17 protein-coding genes are annotated in these 16,841 nt (G+C 43.1%); 1 reads left to right on the top strand and 16 read right to left on the bottom strand.

The window, feature by feature from the left end; translation table 11 throughout:
- Positions 1-89 precede the first annotated feature (89 nt).
- Complete coding sequence (locus MHB64_RS25055; RefSeq protein ID WP_341136122.1) at positions 90-1,037, top strand: serine hydrolase domain-containing protein; 948 nt, start codon at positions 90-92, stop codon at positions 1,035-1,037.
- 99 nt (positions 1,038-1,136) lie between these two features.
- Here the strand turns inward: MHB64_RS25055 and MHB64_RS25060 are convergent, their stop codons facing one another.
- The 16 genes from MHB64_RS25060 to MHB64_RS25135 form a co-directional block, all read right to left on the bottom strand.
- Positions 1,137-2,267 carry a low temperature requirement protein A gene (locus tag MHB64_RS25060; protein ID WP_341135600.1) on the bottom strand — a complete coding sequence of 377 codons (1,131 nt, stop codon included), beginning with the start codon at positions 2,265-2,267 and terminating at the stop codon, positions 1,137-1,139.
- 178 nt (positions 2,268-2,445) lie between these two features.
- Complete coding sequence (locus MHB64_RS25065; protein WP_094874428.1) at positions 2,446-3,198, bottom strand: ABC transporter permease; 753 nt, start codon at positions 3,196-3,198, stop codon at positions 2,446-2,448.
- On the bottom strand, positions 3,192-3,968 hold the full coding sequence (locus MHB64_RS25070) for an ABC transporter ATP-binding protein (protein WP_094878578.1): 777 nt from the start codon (positions 3,966-3,968) through the stop codon (positions 3,192-3,194). Before MHB64_RS25070 ends, MHB64_RS25065 begins: the two co-directional genes overlap by 7 nt.
- Positions 3,949-4,941 (bottom strand): ABC transporter substrate-binding protein, encoded by a 993-nt coding sequence (locus tag MHB64_RS25075; RefSeq protein WP_341135601.1) that lies wholly within the window; start codon positions 4,939-4,941, stop codon positions 3,949-3,951. The genes MHB64_RS25070 and MHB64_RS25075 overlap by 20 nt, the downstream gene beginning before the upstream one ends.
- Before the next feature lie 247 nt (positions 4,942-5,188).
- Positions 5,189-5,902, bottom strand: coding sequence for a GntR family transcriptional regulator (locus tag MHB64_RS25080; protein WP_094878584.1), 714 nt, complete (start codon positions 5,900-5,902; stop codon positions 5,189-5,191).
- A gap of 8 nt (positions 5,903-5,910) precedes the next feature.
- The gene (locus tag MHB64_RS25085; RefSeq protein ID WP_094878576.1) at positions 5,911-6,927 is read right to left on the bottom strand and encodes a sugar kinase; all 1,017 of its coding nucleotides are present in this window, start codon (positions 6,925-6,927) and stop codon (positions 5,911-5,913) included.
- A complete protein-coding gene (dagF, locus tag MHB64_RS25090; protein ID WP_341135602.1) occupies positions 6,920-7,675 on the bottom strand; it encodes a 2-dehydro-3-deoxy-phosphogluconate aldolase in 756 nt (251 codons plus the stop codon). The genes MHB64_RS25085 and dagF overlap by 8 nt, the downstream gene beginning before the upstream one ends.
- A gap of 1 nt (position 7,676) precedes the next feature.
- Positions 7,677-8,780, bottom strand: coding sequence for a DgaE family pyridoxal phosphate-dependent ammonia lyase (locus MHB64_RS25095; RefSeq protein WP_341135603.1), 1,104 nt, complete (start codon positions 8,778-8,780; stop codon positions 7,677-7,679).
- Positions 8,746-9,858 carry an amidohydrolase/deacetylase family metallohydrolase gene (locus MHB64_RS25100; RefSeq protein WP_341135604.1) on the bottom strand — a complete coding sequence of 371 codons (1,113 nt, stop codon included), beginning with the start codon at positions 9,856-9,858 and terminating at the stop codon, positions 8,746-8,748. Before MHB64_RS25100 ends, MHB64_RS25095 begins: the two co-directional genes overlap by 35 nt.
- A 574-nt stretch (positions 9,859-10,432) precedes the next feature.
- Positions 10,433-10,906, bottom strand: coding sequence for a YhcH/YjgK/YiaL family protein (locus tag MHB64_RS25105; RefSeq protein WP_341135605.1), 474 nt, complete (start codon positions 10,904-10,906; stop codon positions 10,433-10,435).
- Positions 10,907-11,121: 215 nt separating this feature from the next.
- The gene (locus MHB64_RS25110) at positions 11,122-11,976 is read right to left on the bottom strand and encodes a MurR/RpiR family transcriptional regulator (protein ID WP_094872738.1); all 855 of its coding nucleotides are present in this window, start codon (positions 11,974-11,976) and stop codon (positions 11,122-11,124) included.
- Between the two features lie 23 nt (positions 11,977-11,999).
- The gene (locus MHB64_RS25115) at positions 12,000-12,872 is read right to left on the bottom strand and encodes an ROK family protein (RefSeq protein WP_094872741.1); all 873 of its coding nucleotides are present in this window, start codon (positions 12,870-12,872) and stop codon (positions 12,000-12,002) included.
- A 23-nt stretch (positions 12,873-12,895) separates the two neighbouring features.
- Entirely contained in the window at positions 12,896-13,585 is a 690-nt protein-coding gene (locus MHB64_RS25120) for an N-acetylmannosamine-6-phosphate 2-epimerase (protein WP_341135606.1), read from the bottom strand.
- Positions 13,586-13,609: 24 nt separating this feature from the next.
- Positions 13,610-14,452: a carbohydrate ABC transporter permease gene (locus tag MHB64_RS25125; protein ID WP_081390001.1), complete on the bottom strand. Its 843-nt coding sequence runs from the start codon at positions 14,450-14,452 to the stop codon at positions 13,610-13,612.
- 13 nt (positions 14,453-14,465) lie between these two features.
- The gene (locus MHB64_RS25130; protein ID WP_094872745.1) at positions 14,466-15,341 is read right to left on the bottom strand and encodes a carbohydrate ABC transporter permease; all 876 of its coding nucleotides are present in this window, start codon (positions 15,339-15,341) and stop codon (positions 14,466-14,468) included.
- 85 nt (positions 15,342-15,426) lie between these two features.
- Positions 15,427-16,833, bottom strand: coding sequence for an ABC transporter substrate-binding protein (locus tag MHB64_RS25135; protein WP_094872747.1), 1,407 nt, complete (start codon positions 16,831-16,833; stop codon positions 15,427-15,429).
- Between the last annotated feature and the right edge of the window lie 8 nt (positions 16,834-16,841).

Consider the following 16,841-nt stretch of genomic DNA (forward strand, 5'->3'; position numbering starts at 1 on the left):
AAATTACATGGTTTATGTAATGTGCGCTCTATAAGCTATAATGGTAGGCAGCTACAGCTCAAACTCATCTATGAAAGGGGGCCACTCACATTACTGACTGGAACCTTCAGCCGCTTATAGACGGCATTACTGGCCTAGAAATTCGCAGTTGTCTAATCGTTCAACATGGAGAAACGATATTGGAGCATTATCGCGAGCCTGAAATCGCTACAGAGCTAGGCAAAATTAACTCATGCACTAAAAGCGTGCTCGCCGCCCTTGTCAGCATTGCCATAGATAAACAAATCGTTCCACCACCTGATACACCTATTTCTGTATTCTTCCCTCCATTAAAAGAGGATCAAGATCAACGAAAAAGAGAAATCACTATCCATCACTTATTAACAATGACAGCAGGCTTTAACTGGACAGAATTTGGGGGGCAGAATTCCTTTCCGAATATGACCAGAAACGCAGACTGGATAAAGTTTGTGCTCGCCCAGCCGCTATCTCATACGCCAGGCACTGAGATGAACTATAACTCTGGATGCTCTCAGCTCTTATCCGCTATCCTGCGGGAATGTTCTGGACAAGACGTTGCAGCATTTGCTGAAGATCAGCTATTTCAGCCGCTTGGTATCGAAAGCTATCGCTGGGACAGTGATCCGCAAGGCATACATACTGGTGGATTTGGCCTTTATATGATGCCTGAGGATATGCTCAAATTCGGTCTCCTTTATTTGCAAGAAGGGCGCTGGAGGGATCAGCAGCTCATTCATTCGGATACCGTTCAGAAGTCCACTCACCCTTATGTTGCAGCTACGCTACCACAGAAGGGCTTCTATGGCTGGCACTGGTGGGTATCCTCATTCAATGCAGGTACAGAGCAGCAGCCGAATGAGATCCCTTATTATTTTGCGCTTGGCTTCATGGGCCAGCACATTATTGTGGTACCATCCTATGAGCTGGTTGCAGTCATTACTGCGGATAAATACATGAAAGGCTCACCAGCTAATGTGTTCGGCCGATTTATCGTGCCAACGCTTCTTGGGCGATAAAAACAAGGGAATACCGTCCACTCCCATCATACAAGAAGGAAGCCGATCACACGGATCGGCTTCCTTCTTGTTTTCTTATTCAGCTTCGGCACAACAAGCTTACGTCGTTAATTTTGCATATACAACAAAAAATAACATCATTTCACCAATGATCAGGTAATTAGGTATAAGGAACAACAAATCTACTGCGAAAAAAACTCCAAGTAAACCTAATAATAACGCTAAATGGAACATCCCTAATCTTTGCTGTAAACGTCTGTATTTATGGAAGACCAACGAAGTAGAGAAGAAGTAGAGCAACACCGACCCAAAAATAAAACATACCATAAATGTATAATCTAGTTGTTCGAGAAATAACAGTTGGATCGAAGCAGCGATCATACTCAAGGAAATATAAATAAACAAATGGCCATAAATGATGGTCTGTCCGGCAGTCTCTATGCTCTTGTCCACTTTCTTCTCAACATTATCAAAGTATTGCCACCACATAGCTATAATTAATAGAAAAGTTAATAATGCAAATAAAATAGATTGCCACGTCCAGTGGCTAGACTGTAAGACTGCAAGTATACTGACCACTGATTCGCCAAGTAGAATGAGGGTAAACAACGAGAAACGTTCTAATAAATGATGAGTGTTTATCGGGCTTTTCACCAAGTATCTCCGGCCGATTAAGGGAAGCAAGATATCTACAGTAATTCCCGCATACAAAACTACATAACGTATCCAAGAGTCAAAGAAAAGGGATAATGCAGAGATCACTAATCCAATCCAAAACCGACTTCCCAAATAGCGGGCAGTACCCTTTCTATCAGCTGCTTCATTCTTATTTACCGTAAGATATTGAATGGCAGTCATAGCTCTTAAGCCAACATAACCTATTAGAAATGGCATATAGTATTGATCAAAGTTAACCGATAAGCTAGCCGTCATTATTAATACAAAAAATAATTGTAGAATCAGAAATATCCGGTGTGAAAAGATGTCTTGTCCAAACCGATTCACAAAAAGCGATTGCCCCACCCAGGCCCACCAGATCGGAATGAATATTAAGATAAATTTAGATAAATATTCAAGTGGAATTGTACCCGCCTCTACATGCAACAAGACATGACTCGCTTTTGAAACCGCAGCTACAAAAAGCAGATCATAAAATAGTTCCAGCCAGGTCACTTTCTTCTCAGCAAAGGATGCTGTGCTCTGTTCAAATCCCGATGTGCGTTTATTCATCGTTTTACTCCCTTAGTTTGGATGTGTATATAATACAGTTTATCGAGTACTTATCCATCTTAACCGAATTGATATACTAATTTGAAGCCCCTTTATTTCCACTCAAAAATCACGCAAAAAAAGCTCCCCCTTGCCTAAACTCGACAAAGGAAAGCTATAGATATATCTCCAACTATATTTAATTCCGCCACTTCATAAACTTGTAATCAAGAAAATCAACAAGTAAGAAGAGGACAAACCCTACCAAGCTGAACAGCATAATACCCGCATACATCTCCGGATAATCCAGTCTTAACCAAGCATCCATAATGAAAAAGCCCATGCCATGCTCAGTTCCGTAAATCTCCGTGAAAAAGAGTACAGATATCGCTGTTCCAAGCGAAATACGAATCGTACTCAGAATGACCGACAGTGCACCCGGCAGTGTCACATGCCAGAACTTCTGCACCGTACTTGCCCCTATACTCGTTAAGACATCATAGGTATTCTCAGGAATAGCCTTCACACCATCCCTTACGGAGATAATAATCTGGAACAAGAGAATCATCATGATCATTAAGATTTTTGACGTTTCACCAAGCCCGAAGAATAGCATCACAACGGGAAGCAGAGCGATTTTTGGGACAGGATAGGTTAAATAAACGACAGGGTCAAGCAGCTTATTCCAAGTCAGTGAACGTCCCATCAGAAGACCAATGAGCAGTCCAATGATTAACGCCAGCACTACACCTGCAAAAATTCTGAACAAGCTATATCCTACATTTAAAGCAATCTCCTGACCACCTAAGTGAAACATAGCGTTATATACAGCGAATGGACTCGGCAAAATCGAATGATTCATAAGCAAATAGGCAATATACCACACCACATTCATACAAAAGAACACAAACAACAGTCTTATTATGTGATGAATCCGATTTTTTCTCACCATATCTCCTGCATTACCTTTCTGATTCGCTTAGTCTGTTCAAAGAAATCTACACTGTCCCGCTTAACTTCATGCTTCATTTGAAATACCAATTGATTATCGATCATTTCCGGAGCTTCATCTTTATTAGATGGCATAACAATAATTTTCTGCCCCAGCAGAATAGCCTCTTCCACATCATGGGTAACAAATAAGGTAGTCGCCGGATGCGCTAACCAGTTATCCAAAAAGAGAATCTGTAGCGTTTCCCGCGTAATCGCATCCAGTGCGGAGAAAGGCTCGTCCAGCAGTAAAATAGTAGGCAAAATGGCGAATGCTCTGGCGATTGCCACTCTTTGCTGCTGTCCTCCACTGAGTGATAGAGGATAACGATCAGTTAAATCAGAGATTCCCATCGACGAAAGCCACTGCTTAATCTGATTCTCCCGTTCTTGCTTGGATGTGCTCGCAGTATGCGAGATTTTCATCGCGATTTGAATATTATCATGTACAGTCTTCCATGGAAGAAGCCCATAGTTTTGCGGTACCAGGCCGATCAGAGTTTCTTTATCATGCACGGATTTTTCATTAAAAAGAATTTGCCCCATATAGCTTGGCAGCAAGCCCGCAATCGCCCGTAATAAAGTGGATTTTCCGCTGCCAGAGGGTCCGATGATCGTGTAAATCCCATGCTCCGGTAAAGATAGGTCCATCTTCCCTAAGGCCAGTTGACCTGTCTTATACTCTACTTTAAGGTCCTTAATGACGAGTCCTTTATTTCTTGAATTGGACATCAGAAATCACATCTTCAGCCGAGATATTTTTGCTAAGCAAACCTTTTTCCCGTGCCCATGCAAATGCGGCTTCTACTTCTTTCACATCCACTTGATTGGCAGGGAGATAATCAGGCACCTTGATCTCATCTTTCAACGTTTCTGGATAACCAACTTCTTTGATCACAAGATCGATATATTCGGATTGATCATGAGATTTCATATACGCTACCGCCTCGTCATAAGCAGCATACATATTGCGGATCGCATCTGCCTTAGCATCAATAGCAGTTTGTGGGAAAGCCAATACAAATGGATTCACTCCTGCTGTATGTGTGGAGCTAAGCACGCGCAAGCCTGAAGCTTTACCCATTGTTACAAATGGTTCAGGCAAAATAGCCGCATCAGCCTTATTGTTCTTAAGCAATTCTAACCGGGTAGGGATTTGTGGAACCTCAGTTACCGTGATATCATTTTCTGTCAAACCCGCTTGTTTCAGCATCATCGCCACAGTATATTGTGTGGAAGTGTTTTTGGACAAAATCACGGTTTTGCCTTTCAGATCCTTCACATCTTGGATCGCATCATTCCCAGTCAATAAATCGAATTCACCAAAAGTTATGCTAGTGATCTTCACATCCAGCCCGGCTTCATTATAGATAGAAATCGCAACCAAATCAGCACTGATCCCCTCTAACTTGCCTGCTTGAAAGGCGACATCACGGTCTTTTGCACTCTTGAACGTTTGGATGTCCAGGTTCACTCCATGTTTCTTATCAAAACCTTGCTCATGAGCAATTACAAAAGGAATCGCATCAATCGAGGGCAGTAAGCCAAGCGACAAAGTAACAGCTTCTTTTGAGGTCTCTGCTGCGTTTCCCTCTGTCGATGCTGTATTCGTGTTATTCTTTGAACCACAACCTACTGCAAGTACAGCGACGACAACGACCATCATCGACAACATCAACATTCTTTTTAGTGCTTTTTTCTTCATAAAACTCTCCTACCTCCATTAATCTTTCTATAGTAGACATGCCCCTATTCTTTGCAATCTGCAAAAGAGCATGCAAAAAGCCCTTAAGCTGTTCCAGGACGCTTCAGGTATTGTAATTTTACATCAGTCATCACAGCTTGTATATTCATAAATTTAAATAGTTATATTTATCACATACTTAGATGCAAAAAAATCCGAACCATCCTGCAAGGAATCTCCCCTGCAAATTGCTCCGGATTTTCGCTAATTACACCTCATAGTTCACTACATAATTCTGCAGCTCTGTATTGTAAAAGCCGATACTATACTCCGTTACCTTGCCCAGCTCGTCATAAGAATAACGGGTTCGCTTCAGCAAGGGACGCTTCTTATCAAGGAGCAATATCTCCTCGACATCAGGCGGAGGAACGGCAACGGAAAATTCATCACGCAGTTTCTCTAAGGAAACGCTCCGCTCTTCAAGTAGTTCATACAAGGACTGGGCATTTAAGTCTAGTAGATCCAAATCATCCATACCATTTACTAAATAATGCGTGTAATGAACGTATGGAATATCATTTAGACTGTATATGCGTTCCAAGCGTATACAATGTTCGCCGAATAAGCGGTAAGGTTCGCTTCCGACTTCATTATATACTCGCTCCGCCTTCATCCATTGCTTCCGAATTTGGTGCCCTTCATCCACTAGAATTTCCGTGAATTTTTTCCACTTGGACAGCTTGGATGATGAGGTATTACGGATCACCTTCGTCCCCTTGCCGCTCCCCTTCTCCAGAAATCCTTCTTGGACAAGCTCCTGAATGGCACCGCGCACCGTGATCTTGCTGACATTGAATTCCTGCTCTAGCTGAGGCTCAGAAGGAATATTCAATCCAATAGGATAGACTCCGTGTAGAATCCGATCCTTTATAATATTTGCAATTTGTATATATAAGGGCTTATCTTTTCGGGACAAACTCAAGAAGTTCACTACCTTTCTACATCGCCTACGGATAGAGTCATAGCTCGAAGTATATCCGCTTCTGAAGCCATGGGAGTGTCTCCCTCGACAGTATGGGCTAGCATACTAGCGGCAGCGGCAAATCGCACCGTCTGCTCTGAGGTAAAGCCAGTTAGCTCTCCATGCACAATTCCGCTCGTATAGGCATCTCCAGCCCCTATTCTATCATAGACGAGAAATCTCAGCGTATCCGAAAAGAAGAAGCTCTGGTTCTTATAAAGATACCCACGCAGTGAATGTGAGTTGTCGCCATGAATACTGCGATGGGTGCCTGCGATCACCGAGATATCGTACTGCTTCGCAACTGCCGGAATAAGTTCGAGCAATTGCTCTTCACGTTCAGCTTGGGCAGTGCTCATCCCCAGGATAAATATCGCATCCTTCTCATTCATCATTACGATATCAGCCAGCTGCAGCATCTCCCCGTAATGCGGCTTCGCTAGCGAATACCCTTCCGGTCCCCATAATGACGGACGATAGTTGCAATCAAAGATCACAGTCCCACCCTGCTGCTTGACAGCTCTAGCCAAGGATTTCATATGATGACGTACACTATCGTTCATAGCCAGCGTAATGCCGCAGAAATGAATCACATCCAGACTTCGCGCAATTTCTTCATAATTATAAGTTTCCTCAGGAGCCGTATTGAAGCTACTCTCCAGACGATTACTATAAGTCACCTTGCTTGGACGTGCACCAAATCCATTCTCCAAGAAATACAAGCCCAGATATTCTCCTCCTCGTATAACGAGGTTAGATGAAATACCCAGCTTCCGCAAATACGCGGCGGCGGCCTCTCCCAAGGAGGTAGTCGGCAAACGGGAAATCAAATAACCTTCATGCCCGAAGCGTGCCAGTGCCGAGCTGACATTAACCCCGGTGCCGGAGAATGAATAGTTTAAGGCGTTTCCCTGTGATAGCAGCTGAACTCCCGGCACCTGCAGACGCATCATCACTTCTCCGAATGCCCCGATTCGTTTAGGCATATTTATCTGTCAGCCTCTTCATAATTCCAAGCAAATCACGTACATCCTGGATCCGGGTTTTTCCCGATTCTTTATCAATAATGGATGAATAGACATGCGGAATCACTTGTGGTACCCCTGCTTCAAGAGCAATCTCCAGAATAGCCTCGAAATTATCCATATCAATTCCGCCGGTTGGTTCGAGTGCAAATCCTGCCTCAGCACAAGCCTTCGCGACAGAGCGGTATTCCTCTTCACGGCTTAATCCCTGCATTGGAAAGTACTTCAGTGCATTACCACCCATATCCCGAACAAGCGCAATTGCAGATGCTACAGGTACAATTGCCGCTTCACTCTCCGCAGCACTGAAGAGTCCTGTTGAAATATTCACATAACCCGCACGACCAGAAGGAGCGACCATGCTGTTGATCCAGCTGTCCTTCCCGCCCAGATTAGCGCGTGTAGCTCCGACAACAGGGAACGCCTGGTTAATATGACTACCCGGATAATGCTTAGCAATCTCGGCCACAATTGCCGCTTGGCGATTATCCCCTGCACCTAAGCCAATCGATACCGCATCTTCAATTTCTTGACCATATTGCTTCATCGCTGTTACGGCTTCTTCTACCGACTTATAATCCTTAGAGAGCACACCAACCAGCACATACCCTTCCGCCGCTTCATAAATCTCTTTAGCATTAGTGATATCTTTAGCGAGTACATTTAATGCGGCGCGGCCCTTATAAAAACGTTGTGAAATCGATGTCATCTTATTGTCCCCCTATCAATTTATGAATGCTGTCTACAATCACGAGCAGGTCATCGCCAAGAAGCGGCCGTGGGTCAATATCGAAATATCCCTGCTTCACTCCATAATCGCGGGTATAGATCGCAATCTCGCCCCGCTGCAACCCCCCTACCAATTCCTTAGCCGTAATACCGGCCAGCTGCGGATCAACCTGAACTCGGCCGCGATAGATGGCACGGCCCGCCTCATCCTGCACAATGGTTACTCGAATTCCCGGAAGATCATTCAACACCATCAATCCCTGTAATGATGCTTGCTCGTTGTCACTCTTGTCTTCCTTGACCATGTATTCCTGTAAAGCTTGCAGCAGACCAAAGGAAGTTTCTTTACCGACCTTCATACTGCGACCTATTCCATACAATTGGACCTTAACCCATTCTACATATTTACGTTTGCCGGCGATAATACCGGATGTTGGCCCTTCAATGGCTTTAGAACCACTATAAATTGCCAGATCAGAGTATTTTACATATTTACAGAGGTCTTCTTCCGCTGCGGCATCAACGATTAGCGGCACCCCTTTACGCTTGGCGATCTCCCATGCCTCTTCGACGGATAACATATTTTTCTGCACTGCATGGTGGGACTTCACGTACAGAATGGCAGCCGTCTGCTCAGAAATGGCATCCTCTATATGCTCGGCCCGGCCTTCATTCGCATAACCGACCTCAATTAGTTTACCTCCGCCTAGATAGACCATCGTTTCCACAGGAGCCCCGTACTGTACATTATGCCCCTTCAGAATGATGATTTCATTGCGTGGAATGGCTTCTTGGTGCAAACGTTCACTGCGGCGCCGATTGCCTTGGGTCACTAGCGCCGCAACGGACAATGCAATCCCGCTGGAGGCTGAGTTAACGATAAGCGCTGCTTCAGCGCCGAGAATTCGTGCCGTGAAATCTCCGGCTTTATCCACCAGATCCGCTATTTCCACATAACTCTGTCCGCCTTGCTTCATCGCCTCCATCACTGTGTCGGACGGAGCGGACACCCCCAGGATGCTCATTCTGCCGCTTGCATTGATTACACGTTTAAGCCCGTATTTCGCATTTAATGAATTCCCCACCTATAACCACTCCTTTTGCATGGATTACTTTATCCGTGATTCTTTCTTTTCCTTCAGAATCAACAAGCACTGCAGACTTATGCTGCAGGATGAAGAGGGTCAGGTTTGCAGGATCTCCCACCTGAATTCGGCCCAGCTCCGGCCTGCCCAGCCACTCCGCCGCATTGGAAGTAACCGCTGCCACAATCTCATCCAGAGCATAGCCCAAACATAGAAACTTGGAAAGTACATTAGACATGCTAAAGACAGGTCCCTTCTTTCGATTCACTCGATAGATGTCCGTGCTAATCGTATTCAGTCCAATACCATTACGTTTTGCAGCCTCAGCTACCTTAAAAGAGAAGCTAGCTGTTCCATGTCCTACATCTAGATGAACTCCCCGTTCAATAGCTTCAGTCAGTACCTGAAGCGGCTGACCATCCGCTGCAAACAAATTATTCTCTTTTCCGTTGAGATAATGAGTCACGATATCCTTACGCTGCAAAAGGGGCATAACCTCTCTGATATCTGGCGGTGCTGAGCCGATATGTACCATTAACGGCAACCCTGTCTCCATTGAAAGGCTTCGTGCAATATGCAGTGGTTCAATCCCGCTGGCGCCGACAACACTCTTGCTGATTCTGGCCTTTAATCCCACGATTATTTCCCCATAAGTTCGGACAGCTTGCAGGATCTTCTCCTTATCAATCCATTCCAAGTTGGACAATTCATCAATTCTTAGCAGTCCGATCCGCGAGATATTCAAGAAAGCCAGCACATTCGTCTTAGCCTGAGACGCATCCAGAGCCAGATCACCTATCCGATCCGCCCCGCAGCTACCCGCATCGACTATAGTGGTCACCCCTTGCCGGACGCCGATCTCATCAATCTCGTCACCATACGGATCAAATTCACGAAAGGCATGCACATGCATATCGATCCAGCCACTGGATACGTACGCGCCTGAACCTTCCCACTCCTGCCCCCCGCGCCCCTCACCTGCCGGGGTAATCTCCGCGATCTTGCCATTCTCGATTACAATGTCGATCTCTTCTCCGCTTACTCGTTTCACATGACGGAGTACGTATCTTTCATCCATTGTTCTCACCTTTTTCCATATAACATTATAATGTTTAAAATACCACGAAAAGCGCATTAAGTAAATATAACGTTATAATGTTTATGTATAAAAACTAATTCACCTTGTCGGGTTAATAGGCATTTGTTAGTTTGAATTTATAGCTTGCGGAGCACTTATTGCACTCTCCGCAGGAATTTCCAGTGGTTTGGCGAGTAAGAACTCTAGTATTGGTGAAGGATTTTGCTTAGGTAGAACGTGTTATAGGGAAAACCTCCCTATAAATTAGGTCACAGCTGTTGTATGAACAAGTTATACGGAATTTCTCCCTGTATACTTGCCAATTTCAATTAAAAACAGCCAGTTCAGCTGAATTAAGAGGAACAATTCCCTCTATTCTATCGACATGACCTTATATTATAGAATTACAGGGAGTAATTCCCTATAGTTCTAGCGTTTTGACCCTGAAGTAGAGAAATAACTTTAATCCCCCTTAGTTTTTCCATCGAAGTTATCTATAATTTTTTCATTGTATAATTTCCCATGCAATAAAAAAGATGACTCCTTATGATTTTAGAAGTCATCTGCTCAGATCCTATGAATTTAATAAACCTACATGTATCTTAATAACAGCCTTCTTAATCTGCTTACCCGGTTGACCCATCCCAGGTCTGTGTACATCATGCGGGAAAAAGACAGCGAACATCCCCGGCTTCAAAGTTAACACAATTTCATCGGATGACGGAGGATAAAGTGCATAGTCTGCTTCGGCATCGTAAGGCTTAATAGTCTCGGTCTCTTCTTGCAAGGGTGACCAGCCGATCGTTTCTTCCCCTTCGATCAAATAATGCACATCAATATAGGTCTCATGCTTCTCAGCAACCTGTTCCTCTAGCGACTTCGCCTCAAGCGCCATAATCGAAACGTATATCTCGTTACCGCGGATCTCGATTCGCCCGAGATCCGGTTCGTGTTGTAAGATGACTTTCAATTCCTCAATAGCCTCTACAATGACTGAATTCTCGTATCTGCTATGCTCTTCCCAAGATGATAATGAACCTAAGATCATATTGTCTCATTCTCCTCACCACTCAATTCGCTTACAGAGGTTGTTCAAAAAGTCCGCTTTTGATCACGAAGTAGCCCAAGAAGCTTACTCGACATCGAATATTGAATTCAGGCGAAACTTCCGGTGCTCACGTAGCTTCCACTACGCTCCGCTCCTCAGTTTCTACCTTCATCCAATCTTCTCGGTGCTGAAAACCATACTTTTTGAACTCGCACTTACAGTAGCTTCTCACTAACTGCCGCAGCTGTTGTTTCTTTATTGATAATGGACTGCTCACTTGTTCTTTTGAAATATTCTACATATAGAATATCCAGCAGATAGAGCTGTGAGATCTTTGCAGATAATGAACCGCCCTGCAGAGGACCCTCATTAGCACCACAAAGTAAGGTAAGATCCGAATACGACGTTAAAGGTGACTTCTCAAATCTCGTAATGGATACCACCTTAGCGCCTCGTTCCTTTGCTTTTCTTGCAACCTCGATACTATCTTTAGTTGAACCGGAGTAAGAAATGATTACAGCTACATCTCGGTTAGACATTAGCGCCGCAGACATCATCTGCAGATGTGAATCCATCAAACACTCCGTTTTGTTTGTGATGCGCATAAATTTAATTTTAGCTTCCATCGCCGTGATTAATGAAGAGCCTACACCGAAAAAAGATACTCGTTCCGCATTTATCATATAATCAATAGCTTCATTGATCTTCTGTATATCAATTAAATTATAGGTCTCGTTCAGTGCACTTACATTTGTGGTCAGCACTTTAGAAGCCACGGCTTCCGTAGTGTCATCCATTAGAATTTGATCCGTAAGCTGCGGGATCTCATTCTCCACAGTGATACTATGAGCAAGTGCAATCTTGAACTCTTGATACCCTTTATAACTTAAAGATTTACAAAATCGAAAAATACTTGATTCACCTACATCGCACGCGTCTGCAAGATCAGTAATCGACATATAGACAACACTTCTCGTGTTCTCAAGGACGTAGTCCGCTACCTTCTTCTCCGTATTCGTCAAATTATTGTACTTGGAATGAATCGAAGAAAAAATACTGATTGTTCGCAAATAAGCCCCTCCTTTATAATGATTTAATGTGCGAATAAAGAGGAAGCGCCTAGCAAGCCTGCCTTATTCCCAAGTGAGGCCTTAACAATTCTTACACCCGCGAAACTCTCCATAATTAAAGATTTCGTCCGTTCCTCAACCCTTTGAACTAAATCTTCTTGCTCCATAACGCCGCCTCCAATAATTATAGCGGATGGATTGAAAATATGAATAATTGAAGCTAAGCCCACGGACACCTCAGTTACCCATGAATCCAAAATCTGTTTTAGAGCTTCGTCCCCTTTGTTGATTTTATCAAAAAGGACTTTTCCGTCTATACATTCAGGATCTGCCTGCTGAGCCGCCTTTACCAAGGCAGTGGTTGAAGCATACTTCTCATAAAAAGGCAGTCCCTCCACCGCATCTGACAATGGATGTGTCAGGATATGACCAAATTCGGCCGCCACTCCATCTGCTCCTTTATAGATTTGGCGGTTCATTACTATGGCACCACCAATGCCCGTGCCAAACGTCAAACATAAGAAATTGTTAAAGTTGTGGGCAGCACCATAATGAGCCTCGCCTAATGCTGCTGAATTCACATCGTTCTCTACCATAACAGGTTTATGAAAATGATTAGTTACAATTTCCTTAATCTTCATCCCTGTATATCTAGGTATATTTTCGTTAGCATAGACTATAATTCCTTCTTCAGCATTGACTTGACCGGCCGTACTTATAGCAATGGCATCAAAATCATCATTTTCTGCAATTTTATCAAGTAATCTTGAGATTACATGCGGCCCTCCCAAGAGGCTCTCTGTTGCATACTCCTTAAAGTTATGAACATTCCCAAGTTGATCACATATACACATCTTGGTATTGGTACCGCCAATATCTACAGCGAGAATTCTCATCCTTATCTACCCTCTCCGGCAATCTACTGAATAGCGTCTACAAACCTTTTGGTAATCTCCATTGGTCTTGTAATCGCTGAGCCGACTACTGCTGAATAAACACCCAGATCGAACATTGTCTTCAGTTCTTCAGGAGTGGAAACACCGCCTTCAGCTATCACAGGCACAGAGAAGTTGGTCACGATTTGTTTGACTAGCTCAAAATCCGGGAGTGAACGGTCTTTCGTATAATCTGTGTATCCACTTAAGGTGGTTCCTATAAGATCAAATCCCAGCTCAACAGCTTTAGCAGCTTCTTCAAATGTAGAGCAATCTGCCATAAACAGTTGATCTTTATAGGTCTCTCTTATGTGAGGAAATAGTTCTGAGATAGTTGATCCATCCGGCCGAGTCCGGTCTGTCGCGTCCATAGCAATAATATCTACCCCTTCGCGGTAAAGCTCATCTACTTCCTTCAGGGTTGGTGTAATAAACACTTCAGAACCTTCATATACCCTTTTGATGATTCCAATGATAGGTAGATCCACTGTTTTCTTAATTTCTTGAATATCTGCTACACTATTTGCCCGAATGCCTGAAGCACCGCCCAAGTATGCTGCATAAGCCATTCTTCCCATTATAAACGGACTATGCAGCGGTTCTTCGGGTAAGGCTTGACTGGAGACGACTAGTTTATGTCTTATCTTTTTAAGTACATTATTTTCAGTATTCATCAGTAACCCACTCCACATTTTTATTTATTCTTTCACTGCTCCTGCTGTAATTCCATTGGTGAAGAACCGCTGAAATAACATGAACACTAGCAACATCGGAATTGCAGCAATGGTGGCTCCGGCCATTTTATATGCGAAATTAGGATTCAGATCCTGCATTAAGGTTGCAGTACCAACCATTAATGTTTTCATTTTGTTCTCTTGGCCTATAACCAGCTGCCACAAATAATCATTCCAGACTTGCACAAAATTCAGAATAAATAAGGCTCCGATACCAGGTTTAATAATAGGCACCATGATGCGAGTGAAGATCCTCCATTCATTTGCACCATCTATTCTCCCGGCTTCTCTTAAAGCGTTAGGGGTTAAATCGAAGAATCCTTTTAATAAGAACACTCCAAATGCACCCGCAACGTTCGGCCAAATCATACCGTTATACGAATTCACCATTCCAAATTGCTGTGTAATCCGGAATAAAGGCACGATCATAATTTCTTTAGGAATCATCAAGCTCGATATGAAAATAATGAAGATGATATCTTTACCTTTAAAATTGATCTTTGAGAACGCATAGGCAGCCATAGCGCCTACAATAATAACGATAATCGTAGATACGCCTGAAACATAAATACTATTAAACGTCCATCTCAAAGCCGGTTGGTTCTGAAACACATCCACATAGTTGGAGAAAGTAATCGATTTAGGCCACCAGTCTGGAGGCATCTTCACAACATCTGAACTGTTCTTGAGAGAACTTGTGAATAACCAATATAATGGAAAAAGATTAAGGAGCGCGAAGAGGACAATGATCACATTCGATATCACATCAAACTTCTCTCTCTTCTTCTTATTTCTTATTTTCGACATGTTGTATTCCCCCTCACTTCACCTTAATCATGCTTCGTAGCTGAGGCACAGATAATAACAATGTAATCACGAACATGATAACGCCTACCGCAGAAGCTACGCCGAGTTGGTTGTACTTAAAGGCATTATTATAGAGGTAGTACATCAAGGTTACCGATGAATTGTTCGGTCCGCCGCCGGTTAATAACTGGATGACTACAAATATTTTTAGAACAGCAATAATATTGATAATCGTAATATAGGTCGTTGTTGGTCCTACAGAAGGAATGAGGATCTTCGTAATCACTTGCCATCTGCTTGCACCGTCGATTTCTGCTGCTTCAAAAAGTTCTTTAGATACACCAATCATCGAAGCAATATACAGAATAATGGCTTGGCCCACGTTAGTCGCGAAGGTCACAAAGATCACCACTGGCAAAACTGTCTTTGGATTTCCTAGAAGATTAATCGTCCCAAGTCCCATATCTTTATATATAAAAGAAATAAGTCCGTTAGCAGGATTCAGCAGGAAGCTCCATACCATACTCATAACAACCATGGATACCATGACCGGGATATAATAGCTCCCTCTTATAAAGGAAACGTACTTAGCGTTCTTATCAAATACAGCCGAGGCTACAAATAAGGCAAAGCCCACTGTAAGCAGGACGATAAAGACTACGAATATAATCGTATTGAAGATCGCCTTGAAGAATACCGGATCATTAAACAATGTGGTGTAATTAGCCAAACCCACAAACTTCTCACTATCATAATTAATTTGGTATAAGCTCAGGCGCATCCCTTCTAAGATCGGATAGACAAGAAAGGCTAAGAATACGATCATCTGAGGTAAAATAAACAGATAACCTGTAATATTCTCTTTTAGGTAATTACTACGTAGTTTCATATCGTTTACCTTTCTAATTAACAGCCCTTGGAGCCTCTTCAGACTCTAAAGGCTGTTAATCGTTTATTGTTTACCTGTTCTTAGATTATTGGAAAATGACAGAGCTAGCTTTATTCGTATCAATCACTTTATTACCATTGGTCTGATAATCTTGCACAAACTGTTCTGGTGTCTTTGCTCCCATGTAAAGCGCCTGTAGATCAGGGTACAAAACTTCTCTTAATTGGCTATATCCTGGAACGTTGCCCGTGAAGTTAAACAAATATTTTGAGTTAGCATCATAAGCAGCAAAGAGAGGATTCTCCGACTTAAGTTCTTCAGCCACCGAGCTTCTCACAGGAATACCATTCTTAGAGGATTTAACTAGTTCAGGATCACTTGAAAAGAACTTCACGAAATCTTTAGCCACTTCAGTCTTCTTCGCATCTTTGGACTTAAATACACTAGCACCAACTACATAAGTAAAGGATAGAGGATCTCCGCTTTCGGACGGAATATTAGCAAGACGCATATCAAACTTAGCAGACGTGCCGGATTCCATATTTGCTTTTGTTCCATTGAACAAGATTGGATTGGTGAAACTGATCGCCAGCTGCTGATTCTGGAACATGGCATTGGCATCATTGGAGGATACAGATTCAGCGCCTGGATTTGTATATCCGCCGTCATATAATTTTTTCAGCCATGTTGCAGCTTTAACTCCATTCGCATCATTCAGAACAATGTTCCCTTGATCATCGAAGAACTTGTTGCCGAACATTCTTAAGTATGCAAGGTTCCATGTATCTCCTTGGTTATTCACAGCGTACAGTGCCATTGGATAGGCATTAGAATATTTGTCTTTCGGAAGATTATTTTTCAGACCGTCCAAGATTTGTTGATACTCATCCAAGTTCCAAGTCTTAATTTCGGACTCTCCACCTACGAACTTGTCTAAACCAGCCGCTTTAAACATGTCTGCGTTGTAGACCAAAGTGCCTGGATTGTGTTGGAATGGGTAGAAGTACACATCTTTTCCGAACGTTACTGCATCCCAGTAATTTTGTGCGATATCACTTTTTGCGCCCTCATCGATGATGTCAGTCAAAGGCTCCAAAGCTCCACGATGAACATAATCGCCCATTGGGAATACGCTTTCAAAGAAGACATTTGGTGGAGTTCCTCCGCTCAAGTTAACGTTGAGGAGTTGGTCGCGCTGATCTCCGGCAATAACTTCAACCTGAATGTCAGCATCATATTTATCATATTGTGCCTTGAATTTCTCAGCTGCAGCCTTAAGGAAGCTATCATAGTCAGCTCCTTGTTCCGTTGCATCCACAACACCTTTCCACTGAGGGGTCAGCCATACTTTAATCGCGACTTTTTCCTTGCCAGATTTAGCAGTATTATCGGATGTATTAGAACTTGCTGCATTGTTACCAGAGCATCCTGAAATCAATGAAATAATTACCATTAATGCAACCATTGTTGAGAGTACACGTTTCTTCTTCATTTTAAATC

This window comes from Paenibacillus sp. FSL K6-2859, assembly GCF_038008265.1.
Taxonomy (GTDB): Bacteria; Bacillota; Bacilli; order Paenibacillales; family Paenibacillaceae; genus Paenibacillus_AQ; species Paenibacillus_AQ nitricinens.